Origin of the sequence: Bradyrhizobium sp. UFLA03-84, from assembly GCF_002289535.1 — a bacterium.
Lineage (GTDB): Bacteria > Pseudomonadota > Alphaproteobacteria > Rhizobiales > Xanthobacteraceae > Bradyrhizobium > Bradyrhizobium viridifuturi.
The window spans coordinates 1,075,023-1,092,606 of the sequence record NZ_NSJY01000013.1 but is presented as its reverse complement, the minus strand read 5'-3'; the positions used below and the strand labels follow the sequence as shown (position 1 = coordinate 1,092,606).

The window sequence follows — 17,584 nt, the reverse complement described above, 5'->3', positions numbered from 1 at the left end:
CGTCGAGTTGCACCATTTCGAGCAAGTGAATCCAGCCTCACTCAGCGTCCCAATTCCGACATTGAAAATTTCGATTCGCGTCATTGCCGCGTCTCATTATCGCACCGGATGCTCACGCGAAGATGATCTGCGCCCGATCCGCCGATCGGCGCACGCGGCCTCGATTGGGGTTTTGTGTACCGCGCTGGTCCCCCTCTCGAGGCCGCACTCCTTTTTCCGCCATCCGGTCTGCACGCCGCAGACCAGGAATTCGGACAGCCGGTCATCCTTTGACGCGCTCACGGCGCGGCGTCTACCCCGATAGAGTCCGGGGTAGTTGCAGTTTCGCGTCTTCGCGTCTCTGGAGCGCGCTCCCGGCGGTCAGCCGAGATCGCTGCGCGGATTGTAGGGATTTCGCTCCCGCCACGTCTGCATCAATGCCTCAAGCTCGGCATCGTTCCCGTCGGGAAGGATGATGCGGGTCGTGACATAGAGGTCGCCGACGGCGCCGGCCTTCGGCAACCCCTTGCCCTTGAGGCGGAAGGTGCGGCCGCTGGAGGTGTTCTTCGGGATCGACAGCTCGACCGCGCTGCCAAGCGTCGGCACGCGGACCTTGCCGCCCAGCACTGCCTCGTAGAGGGTCACCGGCAGGTCGATCCGCAGATCATTGCCGTCGACCTTGAAGAACGGATGCGGCGCGATCGAGATCGTGATCAGGAGATCGCCGGGCGGGTGTCCTTGCGCCGTGTCGCCCTGGCCCTTCAGCCGGATCTGCTGGCCTGCGGTGACGCCGGGCGGAATCTTGACGTTGAGCTCGCGGCCGGTCGGCAGGCGGACACGCTTGTCGCCGCCCCTGACCGATTCCTCCAGCGACACCGTCATGGCGACCGAAAGATCGAGGTCGACGCCGACCCCGCCGCCGTCAAATTCAAACGGGCTGGCTCGCCCGGCACGGCCGCCAGCGCTGCCACGGGCGTTGCCGAACATGCTGTTGAGGATGTCCTCGAAGCTGCCGCCGCCCATGCCGCCGCCGGGGCCACCACGGAAACTGTACTCGAAGCCGCCGCCCGGACCGGCGCGGCCGCCGGCGCCACCGCCAGGGAAACCCTGGAAGCGCGGCTTGCCCTCGGCATCGATCTCGCCACGGTCGAACTGCTTGCGCTTGTCCTCGTCGCCGACAATCTCGTTGGCCGTGTTGATCTCCGCAAAGCGGGCCGCCGCCTTCGGGTCGTTCTTGTTGTTGTCAGGGTGATGCTTCTTGGCGAGCTTGCGATAGGCGCTCTTGATCGTCGCAGCGCTGGCGCTCCGCTGCACCCCCAAGACCTCATAGGGGTCGCGCATCCGTCACGTCTCCTTCACGGGAAAATCAGTCCTGGCCGGGAACCCATCCGAGCCCACTTTACCTTCATGTGGGGGCTCAGTGGCATTTTTGCAACTAGGCCGCTGCCAGCTTCTGCCGGAACTCTCAGGACTTTCTCCAAGGCTTCAAACTATGGATTTCCCACCGCCCTTGTCCAGCCTTGCAGGCGGCCCCCTGTAGCCAGCTCTCGGTGGCTCCATTGACATAGCTGGCGAGGAAATCCCGGCACGTCTTGCCGTCCTCGCCGGAATAGGCCTGGGCCAGCGGCGTCACCGAGCCGCGCGCGCCGGTCTCGGGATTTTCCCAGGGCTGGCTGGAATCCTTGTCACCCTTGGTCAGCACGTCGGAGGCCGCGTTGCGGGCAAACGCCAGATCGCTGTCGGTCGGCATCACAGCACTGACCGGAGTCGGGCTGATCGAGCCCGTCACGTCCTTGTCGTCCATCTTGGCGAAGGCATCGGTGCGCGACAGGCTGCAGCCGCTGGCACCGACGCCGATCAGGATCAATGTCACCACCGCGCCCGCGGGGTGGATCGCCGATAGGCCAACGCGCCCCCATGCCCTATATAGGGCCAGTAGCGCGTTCTCGGACGCGGGCGGATGCAAATCGGGACTCCTGACATGACCGACACGACCTCCATCAAACACCCGACACCGTTAACATCGGGTGATTTCACCGCGGCGGAGGAACCGTTCGCCCTGTTCGCAGAATGGTTTGCGGAAGCGGTCAAGTCCGAGCCGAACGATCCGAACGCGATGGCGCTCGCGACCGTCGACGCCGATGGGCTGCCCGACGTGCGGATGGTGCTGATGAAGGGCTTCGATGCCGACGGCTTCGTGTTCTACAGCCACATTGCGAGCGCCAAGGGCCGTGAATTGGCCGCAAATCCTAAGGCTGCTTTACTGTTTCACTGGAAATCGCTGCGCCGCCAGGTGCGCATCCGCGGGCCGGTGACCCCCGTGACCGATACCGAGGCCGACGCCTATTTTGCCACGCGGCCGAAGCAGGCGCAGATCGGCGCCTGGGCCAGCAAGCAATCGCAGCCGCTGGAGAGCCGCTTCGCCTTCGAGCAGGCGATCGCCAAGGTCGGCGCGAAATACGTCATCGGCGAGGTGCCGCGGCCGCCGGGCTGGAGCGGCTGGCGGATCACGCCGCAGCGCTTCGAGTTCTGGCACGACCGCCCGTTCCGCCTGCACGATCGCATCGAATTCCGCCGCGATGACGCCGGTCACGCATGGTCGAAGGTACGGCTCTATCCCTGAAAACCCGCCGCGACTGTCATGAAAGGGCGAAAGTGCGAAGCGCGTCTTCGTGTAAGATGACCCCGGCCATCGACGTCATGATCTCCCTATCATTCGAAGACGTCGATGCCCGGCACGGCGCCGCGCATGGCGAGAACGAAAGAAACCGTCGATGACCCGCCCATCCAATGCACCGCGGCGCACGCTGCTCCTGACCGGCGCAAGCCGCGGCATCGGCCACGCCACCGCGATCCGGTTCTCGTCCGCCGGCTGGCGCGTCATCACCCTCTCGCGGCATGCGTTTCCGGAGGTCTGCCCCTGGGGCGCCGGACCGGAAGACCACATCGAGGTCGACCTCGGCAGCCATGACGACACCGTGCGCGCGATCTCGGAGATCCGGCGGCGGCTGGACAACGATGAGCTGCATGCGCTGGTCAACAATGCCGCGATCTCGCCGAAGGCCGCGGGCGGCGGCCGGCTCGGCACCATGGATACCGACATCGAGACCTGGACCCATGTTTTCCACGTCAATTTCTTCGCGCCGATCATGATTGCGCGCGGGCTGATCGAGGAATTGAAGCACGCCAAGGGCGCGGTGGTGAACGTCACCTCGATCGCCGGCTCGCGCGTGCATCCGTTCGCCGGCGCGGCCTATGCGACGTCGAAGGCGGCGCTCGCGGCGCTGACGCGCGAGATGGCATCGGACTTCGGCCGCGTCGGCGTTCGCGTCAACGCGATCGCCCCAGGCGAGATCGATACCTCGATCCTGTCGCCGGGCACCGAGAAGATCGTCGATCAGCAAATCCCGATGCATCGCCTCGGCACCCCGGACGAGGTCGCCAAGATCATCTACGTGCTGTGCACGGAAACCAGCTCCTACGTGAACGGCGCCGAGATCCACATCAATGGTGGCCAGCACGTCTGAGCTTCGGCTTGGATGTGATTTCGGGGGAGAGAGGTTCGAGGCGATCCCGGCCGCCGCCGCGGCCGTAGTTTGAGGGATTGCTTCGATGGCATGCGTAACGACGCGGACGAGGCTTCTGCCTCTAGTAGGCCTCAGCCTCTAGTCCGCATAGAACCGACGCGACTTCTTCTCAGTCCGCTGCAGCGCGACGTCATTCAGCGCGCTGGAGCAGTCGTCTTCGTCCTCGCCATCAAGCAGCGCCGCGTCACAGTAACGGCAAAGTCTCGGCGAGATCGCCTGCACCCTGCCTGCTGCGCGGTCCTGTTGATAGCGCGCAAAGTCGATGACGTTACGCCGTGGCGTTATGATCTTCTCAACCATTGCTGTCCTCCGGCTTCGAGGCGGGCGTTATCGCAGACAAATTTCGCCCAAACGTTCAGCGCAACACTCAAATTTTAGGAGAGGAAATAAGGCAGAAAACGCGTCCCAAAACGCGACGAATGGAACTGCTTTACAGCCACTTTTTCCACTTGAAGATCCAGTACGGCACAACAGCCGCGATCAGCATCAGCACCAGCGCGAACGGATAGCCGTGCGGCCATTCGAGTTCCGGCATGAGCTTGAAATTCATGCCGTAGATCGACGCAATCAGCGTCGGCGGCATCAAGACCACCGCCATCACCGAGAACAGCTTGATGATGTTGTTCTGTTCCAGATTGACCACGCCGAGCATGGCATCGAGCACGAAGGTGATCTTGTTGGAGAGATAAGAGGCGTGGTCGGTCAGTGAGGCCACGTCACGCTGCATGGTCTTGAGCTGCTCGCGCATGTCCTTGGACCATTTCACGCCTTCGACGATCGCGGAGAGGAAGGTGACAAGGCGGCCGATCGAGACCAGGCTTTCGCGCACCTTCGAGGTCAGGTCGCCCTTGCGGCCGATCGCGATCAGGATCTGGGAATATTGCTTGGCGTGGCCGTGGCGCTCGCTCTCCGGCTCGAAAATGTCGTGCGAGACCTGGTCGATGTCGGCCCCGCAGCGCTCCAGCAGGTCGGCGCAACGGTCGATCACGGCGTCCAGCAGTTCCATCAGCACCTGCTCGCCGGTGATGCCGGGGGAGCAGGCGCGGGCCAGCTTGTTCTCGACCAGCGCGAACGGCTTCGGCAGGTCGTAGCGCACCGTCACCAGCCGATGGCTGGTCAGGATGAAGGTGACCGCCGTGGTGCGCGGCATGTCGGTGTCAGACTGGCACATCAGCGTCGCGGTCATTTAGCGGGCGCTGTTCTCGATGTAGAGCCGGCTGGAGATCTCGATCTCCTGCATGTCTTCCCGGGTCGGAACCGCGATTCCCGCGAGCTTCTCGACGGCCCGGTCCTCCTCGACGGTCGGGTTCACCAGATCGATCCAGACCGCGCCCTCCGGCAGCGCGCCGAGCTCGGTGGCGGCGGCCTTCTTGAGCGAAAAATCGGAGGGAACGAACACCGACAGCATCACGAACTCCGAGATACAGGGCAGGAAACAGGGCTGGAGGACCCGCCGACTTAGCGCGATTCTGGCTGGCGCTTCATGACCGGGGCATTAACCGGGCGTCCATATTTGTGGCAGTCGGGTGGCAGTGATGGAGCTCCGACTCGACGACCGTTGCCTGTTTGCACAAAAAACCGACCCACGCCAGAACAGTTGCGGCAAAAAAGCCACAGATCACATCCCGCGATGCGGGAAAGCCATCTAAAGTCTGGGAAGAATGGCGGGTTTCAGGCAATAATGCCCCTCATGGAATCGTGGCGTTTGGGGCGTAATGTTGGCGCTTTCGGGCGCGGATTTTCGATTGGAATGTAATCATGTCGTCGCTCAAAGTTACCTTCGGGATCCTGGCCGCAGGCCTGATGTTGTCGGGCTGCATGCAGGCCACGACCTACGAGGCAACCAATACCGCTGCCTTCAAGCCGCGTGACAAGGAACTGCTTGCCAAGACCACCTACGTCAAGACGCCGGTGGCTGAACCGTTCCGGCGCGCCATCGTCGAATATCACCGCAAGGAAGCCCCCGGCTCGATCGTGGTCGATTCCGACAACCATTACCTCTACTACGTGATGAGCGACGGCAAGGCGATCCGCTATGGCATCACCGTCGGCGAAGAAGCGATGGCCTGGTCCGGCATTGCCAAGGTCGGCAGCATGACCGAATGGCCGGCTTGGCACCCGACCCCCGGCGAAATCTCGCGCCTCGGCGTTCCGACCTTCGTGGCGCCCGGTCCGGACAATCCGATGGGCTCGCGCGCGATGTATCTCTACTCGGGCGGCAAGGACACGCTGTTCCGCATCCACGGCACCAACCAGCCGGAGTATATCGGCTCGTCGATCTCCTCGGGCTGCATCCGCATGACCAACGAGGACGTCATCGACCTCTACAACCGCGTCAAGCTCGGCACCATCGTCGTGGTGCTGGAGCCCAAGCACGGCGACTCGCCCTACAAGCCGCAGATGGCGCTGCAGGGCGCCGGCGGCACCACCTACTGATCCCAATCACGTCGCAATCGCGATCAAAAGCGCCGGCTTTGCCGGCGCTTTTTTGTTGGCTGTGGCTTGGTCTCGGGAGCGCCCTTGGGCACGGCCGCCGCATCACCTGATTTCGCCGCATCCGGCTCGTCGGCCTTGGTGGCATCATGCCTGGATGCATCGGACTTCGCGGCGACCTCGCGCGGCGGCGCCTCTTCCGGTCGCTCGGCCGGCAACAGCGGCGCGACCTGCGGCAGCGGATCGTACACGTTCCACTGGCAGATCCGGTAATTGCTGCGACGCTCGATCAGGTCGAGATGGATGTGATCCTCGTGGTACCAGTCCGAGCCCGGACCGAGCACGGTGGAGAAGCGGGCGCAGACCGAATGCAGCACGGTCTCGCGCAGATCGCGCGGCACGCTGCGGTCGGTCAGCGAGATCGACTTGCCGTTGGCGAGACCGAGAGCGCGCACGTCGAGCGCGTTTGCGCGGCCGTGCTCGGAGAGCTGCGCGCCGGCGACGCGATTGCGGCCGCGGCATTCGAACGAGTCGAAATTGTCGAGATTGCTGATCCCGCCGCCGAGGGTCTGCGCCAGCGGCGCGATATCGGTACGGACCCAGTCGGCGACTGCGGCCGCCATCTTGCAGCGGAGGATCGCCGCGGGCTTGACCGCGACCTTGCGCTTGTCCGGCAGCACGATGGCCTCGAGCCGCACCAAATCCTCGCCGCCGCAGCCGCCTGCGCCGTGGATATCCGGAATGCTCGGCGCGATCGCGATCTCCTCGGTGAGCGCCTGCCGGCAGGCCGACAGCTGCGGCTTGGGAGGCTCGGCGGGCCTTGCTGCTTCAGCCGGCTTGGCCGTCTCGCTGGGCCTGGCAGCCTCGGCAGGCGCGGCTGGAGGCTGCGTCTCGGCGGCCGGCGGCTCGGGCTCGGCTGCGGCAGGCGCGTCAGCCGGGCGCGGCCTCGGCAACGGCACCGCCGAACGGCGGACCGCCTTGTGCGCCCTGTGCGGCCGGGTGCCGAACAAATCATCCCACGGAAAGGTGGGCACGCCGCGGGCGGCCTGCGCGGGCCCGGCTTGCATGCCAAGGGAAAGCAAAAGGCAAAGCAGCGCGCCGGCAGCGGTAACCATTGCCGCGGCGGCGCGGCGAAACGCGCCATCAGGCCATTTTCGGCTTGCTTTCTCCGCGCTAAAGTTCATGTCAGTTCCATGATTTTACTGCCGGCCGTCCAAGATGCCGGCGGATCATGTGTGAGGATCGAGGAGGGATTTGCGTATGCTTGGTTTGATGCAAGATTGGCCCTTGCTGTGCCACAAGATTATTGAGCACGCCGCCAAATATCACGGCACGCAGGAAGTCGTGACACGGTCGGTCGAAGGTCCGATTCATCGCACCAACTACGCCCAGATCCATGCCCGCGCGCTGAAGGTCTCGCAGAGCCTCGAGCGCGACGGCATCAAGCTCGGCGACCGCATCGCCACCATCGCCTGGAACACCTGGCGCCACCTCGAGGTCTGGTACGGCATCATGGGGATCGGCGCGATCTGCCATACGGTCAATCCACGGCTGTTCCCGGAACAGATCGCCTGGATCGTCAACCATGCCCAGGACCGCATCGTCATCACCGACCTCACCTTCGTTCCGGTGCTGGAGAAGATCGCGAGCCAGCTGCCGAGCGTCGAGCGCTACGTGGTGCTGACCGACAAGGCGCACATGCCGCAGACCACGCTGAAGAACGCGGTCGCGTATGAGGACTGGATCGCAGCATCCGACGGCAAGTTCGAGTGGAAGACCTTCGACGAGAACACCGCGGCTGCGATGTGCTACACCTCCGGCACGACGGGCGATCCCAAGGGTGTACTTTATTCGCACCGGTCCAACGTGTTGCACGCGCTGATGGCCAATTCGAAGGACGCGCTCGGCACCTCCGCCTCGGACACAATGCTTCCGGTGGTGCCCTTGTTCCATGCCAACAGCTGGGGCATCGCCTTCTCCGCACCGTCGATGGGCACCAAGCTGGTGATGCCGGGCCCGAAGCTCGACGGCGCCTCTGTCTATGAGCTGCTGTCGACCGAGAAGGTGACCCATACCGCCGGCGTCCCGACGGTGTGGCTGATGCTGCTGCAATACATGGCCGCCAACAACGTCAAGCTACCGGATCTGCAGATGGTGATCTGCGGCGGCTCGGCGATGCCGCGCTCGATGATCAAGGCGTTCCTCGACATGGGCAGCCAGGTGCGCCACGCCTGGGGCATGACCGAGATGAGCCCGCTCGGCACGCTGGCGACGCTGAAGCCGCCGTTCACCGAACGCACCGGCGAGGAGCGGCTCGACATCCTGCAGACCCAGGGTTACCCGCCGTTCGGCGTCGAGATGAAGATCACCGACGATGCCGGCAAAGAGCTGCCTTGGGACGGCAAGACCTTCGGCCGCCTCAAGGTCTCGGGTCCCGCGATCGCCAAGGCCTATTTCCGGGTCGATGCCAACATCCTCGATGATGCCGGCTTCTTCGACACCGGCGACGTCTCGACCATGGACGAGCACGGCTACATGCGGATCACCGACCGCTCCAAGGACGTGATCAAGTCCGGCGGCGAATGGATCTCATCGATCGATCTCGAGAACCTCGCGGTCGGCCACCCCGCGGTCGCGGAAGCCGCCGTGATCGGCGTCCACCATCCCAAATGGGATGAGCGACCGCTGCTGATCGTGCAGCTCAAGCAGGGCCAGAGCGCCACGCGCGAGGACATCCTGAAGTTCATGGACGGCAAGATCGCCAAATGGTGGATGCCCGACGACGTCGCTTTCGTCGAAGGCATTCCCCACACCGCGACGGGCAAGATCCTCAAGACGGCGCTGCGCGACCAGTTCAAGGACTACACCTTCCCGACCGCCGCGGCGTAGGCGAGCTTCCATCCTCCCCTGGAAGGGGGAGGATCGGTTCGCATGACGCGCAGCGGAATGCGAACCGGAGTGAGGTGACAGTCCCTCCGAGACAGGCGCCCGTGCTGAGGGATCACCCACCGCCGCTCATTTCATTCGCGTCGACCCTCCCCCCAGGGGAGGGTAAGACCCTTGAATTCGCCGCAGGTCCGTGGTCTCACACGGTCATTGGCGGCGGCTGAGGTCGCCGGGGACATCAACCGGCAGATTTTTCAACGATGGCGCGCAGGTTTTCCGCTCCCTACCAGCAGGAGCCCGTGTCCGGCCTCGCCACCTGGTCGCGCAACCTCGCCATCTTCTCCGTCGTCGCGGTGGTGGTCTCGATCCTGATCGTCCGGTTCGGGTTCCTGGAGGTCAAGCCGGCGCTCGCGACCTTCTTCGGCGCGCTGGGCCTCGCCGGCCTGTCGATCCTGCTCGGCCTCGCCGCCTTCGCCGCGATCTGGCAGAACGGCACCCGCGGCATGGGCCGGATCCTGCTCGCGTTCCTGATCGATGCCGCGATCCTCGGCTACCCGGCCTACCTGACCTATCAGTACAACAAACTGCCGCGGCTCTACGACATCACGACCGACCCGATCGACCCGCCGCGGTTCGAGGCGCTGGCGCGGTTGCGCACCGGGGAAGGCACCAACCCCGCCGCCTACGCCGGCCTCGCCTCGGCCGAGCGGCAGCGCATCGCCTACCCGGACATCGAGACCGTCGAGCTCGAGGTCCCGGCTGACCGTGCTTATGAGATGACGCTGCGGCTGGTGAACCGCCGCAAATGGCTCGTCATCGATGCACGCGCGCCGCAGCCGCCGCGCCGCATCGGCCGCATCGAGGCGGTGGCGCGCACGCCGATCATGGGCTTCCGCGAGGACGTCTCGATCCGGGTCACGCCCGACGACGAGGATTCGCGCGTCGATATCCGCTCGGCCTCGCGCTATTTCGACACCGATCTCGGCAGCAACGCCGCACGGGTCAAGAAGCTGATCGAGGACCTCAACACCGCCGCCGAAAACGACAACGCCAAGCCGGCGAAGAAGGCCGCGCCTGCCGCGCCGAAGGCGCCGCCGGCGAAAACGGTGAAGAAGTGACGCCCTAAGCGTCATTCCCCGGTGCGCAATTGCGCACCTGAGGGCGCGCGCGCAGCGAGCCCGGAATGACGGATGGATGGTGGAGGCCGATCAGACCATCCGGTACGTACCGCCGATCACCGGATCGCCGTCAGTTGCCACGATGCCGCGCGCGACCAGGTCCTCCAGATGCGCCAGCACCGAATAGCCGGCGGCGTTGGCGAGGCGCGGATCAAGCCCGATATAGATCGCCCGCACCATGGTCGGAATGTCGGCCTCGCCCTTGCCGAGGCGGTGCAGGATCGAGGCCTCGCGCGCCCGGCGATGCCGCGCCAGGAAGCGGACGAAGCGCGGGCCTTCCGGGATCTCTGGGCCGTGGCCGGAGAGATAAAGCTGCTCGGGGCGCTGCTCCAGCCGCTCCAGCGAGGCCATGTAGTCGATCATCGAGCCGTCGGGCGGCGCCACGATCGAGGTCGACCAGCCCATCACATGGTCGCCGACGAAATTGATGCTGCGCTCTGTCCAGGCAAAGGCCAGGTGATTGGCGGTGTGGCCGGGGGTGGCGACCGCTTCCAGGGCAAAGCCCGCGCCCTCGATGACATCGCCGTGCTTGATTTCGACGTCGGGCTGGAAATCGCGGTCGGCGCCGGATTCCGGATTGTGCTTCTCGCTCTCGAAACGCGGCCGCGAGGCGCGGTGCGGGCCTTCGGCGTAGACCGGCGCGCCGGTCGCGGCCTTGATCCGCGGCGTGTTCGGCGAATGGTCGCGATGGGTATGGGTGACCAGGATGTGGCTCACCGTCTCGCCCTTGACCGCATCAAGCAACGCCTTGGCATGCGCCTCGTCATCGGGACCGGGATCGATGATCGCGACCTTGCCCTCACCCACGATGTAGCTGACCGTGCCGGTGAAGGTGAACGGGCTCGGATTGTTGCAGAGCACGCGGCGCACGCCGGGGCGGACCTGTTCGACCACGCCGGGCTTCAGCGAAAAGTCGCGGTTGAACGGGATGTCGTCGTTGTCGGCCATTTGGAATTTCACTCCGACGTCATTCCCGGGCAGCCCGACAGGGCTGAACCCGGAATCTCGAGATTCCGGGTTCGATGCTGACGCATCGCCCCGGAATGACTGCAAGATGATCTACGAAAACGCCTGGATGCCGGTGATGGCGCGGCCGAGGATCAGCGCGTGGACGTCGTGCGTGCCCTCATAGGTGTTGACCGTCTCGAGGTTCGCGGCGTGACGCATCACGTGATACTCGATCTGGATGCCGTTGCCGCCGTGCATGTCGCGCGCCATGCGGGCGATGTCGAGCGACTTGCCGCAATTGTTACGCTTGACGATCGAGATCATCTCGGGCGCCATCTTGCCCTCGTCCATCAGGCGGCCGACGCGCAGTGAAGCCTGCAGGCCGAGCGCGATCTCGGTCTCCATGTCGGCGAGCTTCTTCTGCACCAGCTGGGTGGCGGCCAGCGGCCGGTTGAACTGCTTGCGGTCGAGCGTGTACTGGCGCGCGCGGTGCATGCAGTCCTCGGCGGCGCCGAGCGCTCCCCAGGAGATGCCGTAGCGGGCACGGTTGAGGCAGCCGAACGGGCCCTTGAGGCCGGAGACGTTGGGCAGCAGCGCGCTTTCCGGCACCACCACATTGTCGAGCACGATCTCGCCGGTGATCGAGGCGCGCAAGCTGAGCTTGCCGCCGACCTTCGGCGCCGACAGGCCCTTCATGCCCTTCTCGAGGATGAAGCCGCGGATCTGGTTGTCGTGCGCGGCCGACTTGGCCCACACCACGAACACGTCGGCGATCGGCGCATTCGAGATCCACATCTTGGCGCCGTTCAGCTTGTAGCCGTCGGCGACCTTCTCCGCGCGGGTCTTCATGCCGCCCGGATCGGAACCGGCATCGGGCTCGGTCAGGCCGAAGCAGCCGACCCATTCGCCGGTCGCGAGCTTGGGCAGATATTTCTTGCGCTGGTTCTCGTCGCCATAGGCGTAGATCGGATACATCACCAGCGACGACTGCACCGAGTTCATCGAGCGATAGCCGCTATCGACGCGCTCGATCTCGCGCGCCACCAGGCCATAGGCCACGTAGCTCGCATTGGCGCAGCCATATTCCTCGGGCAGCGTCACGCCGATCAGGCCGAGCTCACCCATCTCGTTGAAGATCTCGCGATCGGTCTTCTCTTCCAGATAGGCCTTGGTGACCCGCGGCAACAGCTTGTCCTGCGCATAGGCCCGCGCGGTGTCGCGGATCAGGCGCTCGTCTTCGGTGAGCTGGTCGTCGAGCAGGAACGGATCATCCCACTGGAAGCTGGCCGCAGCCGGCTTGTCCTTGGCCTGGGGGCGCACGCTCATGAAACATCCTTTCGCATCGTCACTCGGAAATTGGCGGATAAATTAAAGCGCTATGCTGCGAAGCGCAATTGAATTGGGTGGATGCCATGCCCCGGAGCGATGCGCATCGCCCCGGAATGACCCGCATCAGACATCGAACTTTTCGTTCGACACGATCTCGATGCCGAAACCGGACAACCCCTTGTAGTCGTGCACCGACGAGGTCAAATGCCGGATCGAGGTGATGCCGAGATCGCGCAGGATCTGCGCGCCGACGCCGACTTCGCGCCATTGCTTGTTGCGATCGGCCTCTGCCGACTTCTGCTCGCCGACCGGCTGGACCGGAACACCGGCGGCACCGTCGCGCAGATATACCAGCACGCCACGGCCGGCATCCTTGAAGTGCCGCAGCACCGCTTCCATCCGCGCCGGCCCGGTGAACAGGTCCTTCACGATGTTGGGCTTGTGCAGCCGGGTCAGCACGTCCCGGCCGTCGCCGATGCCGTTATAGACGAAGGCCGCGTGCATGATCTCGTCGAACGGCGAGCGGTAGGCATAGCCCTGCAGCGGGCCGATCGGGCTTTCGGTGGTGAAGGTCGCGACCCGCTCGATCAGCTTCTCGCGCGCCTGGCGATAGGCGATCATGTCGGCAATCGTGACGTGCTTGAGCTTGTGACGGGCGGCGAATTTCGCGACCTGCTCGCCCTTCATCACGGTTCCATCGTCGTTCATCAGCTCGCTGATGACGCCGACCGGCGGCAGGCCCGAGAGCCGGCACAGGTCGACTGCGGCCTCGGTATGGCCGGAGCGCAGCAGCACGCCGCCGTCGCGCGCGATCAGCGGGAAGATGTGGCCGGGTCGCGCAAAGTCGTTGGCGCCGGCATTGGGATTGGCGAGCGCGCGGCAGCACGAGGCGCGTTCCTCGGCCGAGATACCGGTGCCGCCATCGGGCTTGTAGTCGATCGAGACGGTGAAGGCCGTGGTGTGGTTGGACTCATTATGCGCCACCATCGGGTCGAGCCGCAGCCGGCGGGCGTCCTCGGTGGTGATCGGCGCGCAGACGATGCCGGAGGTGTGGCGGATGATGAAAGCCATCTTCTCCGCCGTGCAGAACGACGCCGCGACGATCAAATCGCCCTCGCCTTCCCGATCGTCATCATCGGTGACGACGACGAGCTCACCCTTCGCAAAGGCTTGCAGCACTTCCTGGATCGTATCGGCCATTGTCCTGACATCTCGCTTTATGCAGGCAGTGGATTAGCCGGGTTCCGATGTCAGCGCCAGTATCATTATGCAACCCGCCATGCGTCCGGCAGGCATACCAGGACCTGGGACGGACCTCGTTTCCTGTTTGATTTCTTGTTTGAACTTGAACCGCCGGAGAACGGATGCCCACTTTTCCGGATCGTGCTCGGTAGCCCCGGAGCGAAGTGCAATCCGGGGGGTGTTTCTGCGTGCGTGGCCCCGGATTTTCGCTTCGCTCCATCCGGGCTACGCAATCGCGCCAGCGAAGGCGTGCCTGACGACGCAATCGCCAAGTGGATGCACCCTTAGGGCAGCACCTCTCGCCGGTCGCTGAGCTGGGCATCCATCTCGGCCCGCTTGTCGTCGAGCAGGCCGGCGTCGGCGGCTTCGATCACCGAATAGAGCTCGCCGGCGTCGCTGAGTCGGGTCACCGTCACATAGTCGGCACCGGCCTCGTAGAGATCGTCGACGCCGCTGAGGAGATCCGCGGTGGCGACGATCCGCGCGGTCGGATTGAGGGCGCGGACGTGGCGCACCAGCTTCTCATTGTCCGCACCGACCAGGAGGAAGTCCGGCACGCTCAGGATGATGATCTCGGCCTTGCCGATGCCGGCGTGCACGAGCGTGTCCACATTGCTGATGTCGCCATAGATCACGTGCATGCCGCGGTCGGTGAGCGTGCGGAACACCAGCGGATTGAAGTCGATGACGCTGATCTGTTCGAGCAGCGACTGGTTCTGCCGCTCGATCTGGCTGACCAAGGCGCTCGCCGCGCGGAAAAAGCCGAGGATTACGATACGCCTGATCTCGCCGTGTCCCCCCTCCTGGCCGCCCTCGCCCACATGGTCGAGATCGCGCAGCCCGATCCGCTTCAGCGGACCGATCAGGCCACGCACGATCTGGTCGCTGCGGCCCATCGCAAAGGTCGAGAGCACCGCCAGCACCACGAAGGCGAACGAGGCCGCGCTCGCGGTCTCGGTCCCGATGTGGTTGGCGGCAATGCCGGTCTGGATCACCACCAGCGAGAACTCGGAGATCTGGGCCAGGTTGATCGCCGGCAGCAGGCTGGCGCGCAAACCCTGCTTCATCAGGTAGAGCGGCGTGAACGTCGTAATCAGACGGCTTATCACCGTGAACGCCGCAATGACGAGCGCGAGCCAGATCACCTGCAGGCCCGGGATCGGGATCGTCATGCCGAGCGCGACGAAGAACAGCGTGATGAAGAAATCCCGCAGCGTCGTCACCTTGGCGGTGACGTCGAGCGCGTAGGGAAAGGTCGAGATCGAGACGCCGGCGACCAGCGAGCCCATCTCGCGCGACAGATGCAGCCGCTCGGCGATCTCGCCGATCAGGAAGCACCAGGCGAGCGCACCGAGCAGCACGAGCTCCGGCCGCCGCGCGATCTGGTGGAACAGCCGCGGCAGCACGTAACGGCTCAGCACCAGCGCCGTCGCGACCAGCACCGCAACGCGGGCGATCGACAGCAGCACGACGCTGACCTGAAGATTGTCGAGGCTCGGCTGCACCGCCAGGAACAGGATCGCGAAGATGTCCTGCAGCACCAGCACGCCGAGCGTGATGCGGCCCGGCAGCGTATCGAGCTCGCGCTTCTCGTACAGCACCTTGACGATGATGACGGTCGAGGACAGCGCACAGGCGACGCAAAGATAGACCGCGTCGAACTTGCCGCCGCCGATCGCGAGCCCGATTCCGGCGAAGAATGCCGCGCCGATCAGGCAGCCGCCGATCAGCTCGCCGGCGCCGGCGAACAGGATGACCTTGCCGGCGCGGATGATCTTCTTGAGGTCGATTTCCAGCCCGATCATGAACAGCATGAAGATCAGGCCGAGCTCTGAGATGACGCTGATCGACTCCTGGGACTTGACCCAGCCCATGCCGAATGGACCAATGAAAAAGCCGGCGATAAGGTAGGCCAATATCAGCGGTTGCCGGGAGAAATGGGCGAGCAGCCCAATCCCCCAGGCAAACAGGATACAGAGCGTGATATCGGGAATCAGTTCATGCATGCGTCAAAGACTTCCTGTTGCCGCAACCTAGAGGGCCGGGCGTGAGGATCAACCGAGCAATGTGTCACATCCGCGCAGGCGGCATTTTTCTGGCAGTTTTGCTCTGCCTGCTCACCGTGCGCATCACTGAGGCGCTAGCACAATCCCCGGCAAGTATTGAACAAAATTTTGCGAACTCACTCACCGCGGTGCCGTCTGAAGGCCTCACCACATCCGGTGCATTCTACGTGCCGGTGTATTCCAGCGTATCGATGAGCCAGGGCAAGCTCAGGGCCGATTTCTCGGTGACGCTCAGCGTGCACAACGCCTCCGAAACCAGGCCCCTGGTGCTGAAGCGGATCGCCTATTTCGACACATCAGGCAAGATGGTGGAGAGCTACCTCAAGGCGCCGGTCGCGCTAAAACCGTTTGCGACCGTCGAGGTTTCGATCGCCACCACCGATACCCGCGGCGGCACCGGCGCGAATTTCGTGGTCGATTGGGCGGCCGCCGGCGAAATCGCGGAACCGGCGGTCGAGGCCCTGATGGTGGGCAGCGTCGGCGCCGGGCACTACGCCTTCATCAGCCAGGGTCGCCCGGTCCGGCTGACCGGCAAGAACTGAATTGAACTGACTCCACGGAAGGCCGCTTCCCGCGGACCTTCTCAACGACAACAACACGGAGCGAAACGTCCATGTCCACCTCGGCCCAGTTCGACTTTGCACCACTGCTCCCGGCCGGCCTGCCTGCACCGGCCGCGCGCTGGACCGGGCTCGCGAAATACAGCTTCGTCGGCGGCAACAACGATCCCGACCAGGTCCCGGTCGACGGGCTGCTGGAGGCGGTCAACGCCGTGCTGAAGCGCGAAGGCAGGAATCTCGCGACCTACAACCTCGCGCACGGGCCGCAGGGCTACCTGCCGTTGCGCCAGTTCCTGACCGAGAAGCTGAAGCGCGATGCCGGGATCGCCTGCACGCCGGACGAGATCATGATCGTCTCCGGCTCGCTGCAGGCGCTCGACCTCGTCAATCAGACGCTGCTCACCAAGGGCGACACCGTGCTGATCGAGCAGGAGACCTATCAGGGCTCGCTGAACCGGCTGACCCGGCTCGGCGTCAACGCGGTCGGCATCCCCCTCGATGGCGAGGGCATCAGGATCGATGCGCTGGCCGCAGCGCTCGCCGATCACAAGCGGCGCGGCATCACGCCGAAATACATCTACACGATCCCGACGGTGCAGAACCCGACCGGCTCGATCCTTCCCGAAGGCCGCCGCGCCGAGATGCTGAAGCTGTCCAAAGAATACGGCGTGCCGATCTTCGAGGACGATTGCTATGCCGATCTGATCTGGAACGGCGAACGGCCGCCCGCGATCTATGCGATGAGCAAGCACGGCGGCGTGATCCATATCGGCTCGTTCTCGAAATCGATCGCGCCGGCGCTGCGGGTCGGCTTCATCGTCGCGCCGTGGGAGATCATGTCGCGGATGCTGCCGCTGAAGACCGACGCCGGCTCCGGCGCGCTGGAGCAGATGGTGCTCGCGGAATACTGCGCGCCGCATTTTGCGACCCACGTGCCGCGACTGACCAAAGGCCTGCGCGCAAAGCTCGACACGCTGATGGAGGCGCTGAACGAGCAATTCGGCACCTCGGCCGAATTCGAGGCGCCGAAGGGCGGCATCTTCCTGTGGGTCAAGCTGCCCGACAACGTCGATACGTTGAAGCTCTACCAGGCGGCGCTCGCCGCCGGGGTCTCGATCAACCCCGGACCGGAATGGTCGACCAGCAAGGCCCATTCCGGCAGCCGGCTCCGGCTCTGCTTCGCGAGCCCCTCGCACGACCAGATTCGCGAAGGCGTCGCCGTGCTGGCGGAGGTGTGCCGCAAGGAGTTCGGCGTACCCGAGCGCAGCAGCAATGTGGAGAAGCGCGGCTAGAGCGTTTTCGAGCGAAGTGGATACCGGTTCGCGTGAAGAAAAACGCGTCAAAATAAGAATCTAGAGCCCCGTTCCGATTCAATC

Annotated in this window: 15 protein-coding genes and 1 pseudogene; 7 read left to right on the top strand and 9 right to left on the bottom strand. The window is 64.5% G+C overall.

What is annotated here, in order from left to right; genetic code table 11:
* Positions 1-360: 360 nt before the first annotated feature.
* A complete protein-coding gene (locus CK489_RS19270; protein ID WP_095733322.1) occupies positions 361-1,320 on the bottom strand; it encodes a DnaJ C-terminal domain-containing protein in 960 nt (319 codons plus the stop codon).
* A 124-nt stretch (positions 1,321-1,444) separates the two neighbouring features.
* Positions 1,445-1,852 carry an RT0821/Lpp0805 family surface protein gene (locus CK489_RS19265; RefSeq protein WP_050630953.1) on the bottom strand — a complete coding sequence of 136 codons (408 nt, stop codon included), beginning with the start codon at positions 1,850-1,852 and terminating at the stop codon, positions 1,445-1,447.
* 108 nt (positions 1,853-1,960) lie between these two features.
* Between CK489_RS19265 and pdxH the strand changes: the two genes are divergently transcribed.
* Together pdxH and CK489_RS19255 are read left to right on the top strand one after the other, a co-directional pair.
* A complete protein-coding gene (gene pdxH / locus CK489_RS19260; protein ID WP_050630911.1) occupies positions 1,961-2,602 on the top strand; it encodes a pyridoxamine 5'-phosphate oxidase in 642 nt (213 codons plus the stop codon).
* 151 nt (positions 2,603-2,753) lie between these two features.
* Positions 2,754-3,506 (top strand): SDR family NAD(P)-dependent oxidoreductase, encoded by a 753-nt coding sequence (locus tag CK489_RS19255; RefSeq protein WP_050630910.1) that lies wholly within the window; start codon positions 2,754-2,756, stop codon positions 3,504-3,506.
* Positions 3,507-3,644: 138 nt separating this feature from the next.
* Here the strand turns inward: CK489_RS19255 and CK489_RS19250 are convergent, their stop codons facing one another.
* Entirely contained in the window at positions 3,645-3,866 is a 222-nt protein-coding gene (locus CK489_RS19250) for a hypothetical protein (protein ID WP_021076769.1), read from the bottom strand.
* 130 nt (positions 3,867-3,996) lie between these two features.
* A pseudogene (locus CK489_RS19245) lies at positions 3,997-4,974 on the bottom strand (magnesium transporter CorA family protein).
* A 350-nt stretch (positions 4,975-5,324) separates the two neighbouring features.
* Between CK489_RS19245 and CK489_RS19240 the strand changes: the two are divergent.
* Positions 5,325-6,002, top strand: a complete 678-nt coding sequence (locus CK489_RS19240; protein WP_095733321.1) for a L,D-transpeptidase — start codon at positions 5,325-5,327, stop codon at positions 6,000-6,002.
* A gap of 23 nt (positions 6,003-6,025) precedes the next feature.
* Here the strand turns inward: CK489_RS19240 and CK489_RS19235 are convergent, their stop codons facing one another.
* Positions 6,026-7,183: an extensin family protein gene (locus tag CK489_RS19235; protein ID WP_245350426.1), complete on the bottom strand. Its 1,158-nt coding sequence runs from the start codon at positions 7,181-7,183 to the stop codon at positions 6,026-6,028.
* Positions 7,184-7,259: 76 nt separating this feature from the next.
* On the opposite strand from CK489_RS19235, the gene CK489_RS19230 reads away from it, so the two are divergent.
* Complete coding sequence (locus CK489_RS19230; protein WP_095733319.1) at positions 7,260-8,888, top strand: fatty-acid--CoA ligase; 1,629 nt, start codon at positions 7,260-7,262, stop codon at positions 8,886-8,888.
* A 257-nt stretch (positions 8,889-9,145) separates the two neighbouring features.
* On the top strand, positions 9,146-10,003 hold the full coding sequence (locus CK489_RS19225; protein WP_050630906.1) for a DUF1499 domain-containing protein: 858 nt from the start codon (positions 9,146-9,148) through the stop codon (positions 10,001-10,003).
* Positions 10,004-10,093: 90 nt separating this feature from the next.
* Here the strand turns inward: CK489_RS19225 and CK489_RS19220 are convergent, their stop codons facing one another.
* The 4 genes from CK489_RS19220 to CK489_RS19205 all read right to left on the bottom strand — a co-directional run bounded on the left by CK489_RS19220 (position 10,094) and on the right by CK489_RS19205 (position 15,588).
* On the bottom strand, positions 10,094-11,011 hold the full coding sequence (locus CK489_RS19220; RefSeq protein ID WP_095733318.1) for an MBL fold metallo-hydrolase: 918 nt from the start codon (positions 11,009-11,011) through the stop codon (positions 10,094-10,096).
* Positions 11,012-11,122: 111 nt separating this feature from the next.
* Positions 11,123-12,337, bottom strand: a complete 1,215-nt coding sequence (locus tag CK489_RS19215) for an acyl-CoA dehydrogenase (RefSeq protein ID WP_050402375.1) — start codon at positions 12,335-12,337, stop codon at positions 11,123-11,125.
* 126 nt (positions 12,338-12,463) lie between these two features.
* Entirely contained in the window at positions 12,464-13,540 is a 1,077-nt protein-coding gene (ribB, locus tag CK489_RS19210; protein WP_050630904.1) for a 3,4-dihydroxy-2-butanone-4-phosphate synthase, read from the bottom strand.
* 326 nt (positions 13,541-13,866) lie between these two features.
* Positions 13,867-15,588, bottom strand: coding sequence for a cation:proton antiporter domain-containing protein (locus CK489_RS19205; RefSeq protein ID WP_095733317.1), 1,722 nt, complete (start codon positions 15,586-15,588; stop codon positions 13,867-13,869).
* Between the two features lie 59 nt (positions 15,589-15,647).
* On the opposite strand from CK489_RS19205, the gene CK489_RS19200 reads away from it, so the two are divergent.
* Together CK489_RS19200 and CK489_RS19195 are read left to right on the top strand one after the other, a co-directional pair.
* Positions 15,648-16,190: a DUF3124 domain-containing protein gene (locus tag CK489_RS19200; protein WP_050630903.1), complete on the top strand. Its 543-nt coding sequence runs from the start codon at positions 15,648-15,650 to the stop codon at positions 16,188-16,190.
* 71 nt (positions 16,191-16,261) lie between these two features.
* Positions 16,262-17,500 carry an aminotransferase-like domain-containing protein gene (locus CK489_RS19195; RefSeq protein WP_095733316.1) on the top strand — a complete coding sequence of 413 codons (1,239 nt, stop codon included), beginning with the start codon at positions 16,262-16,264 and terminating at the stop codon, positions 17,498-17,500.
* Positions 17,501-17,584: the final 84 nt, after the last annotated feature.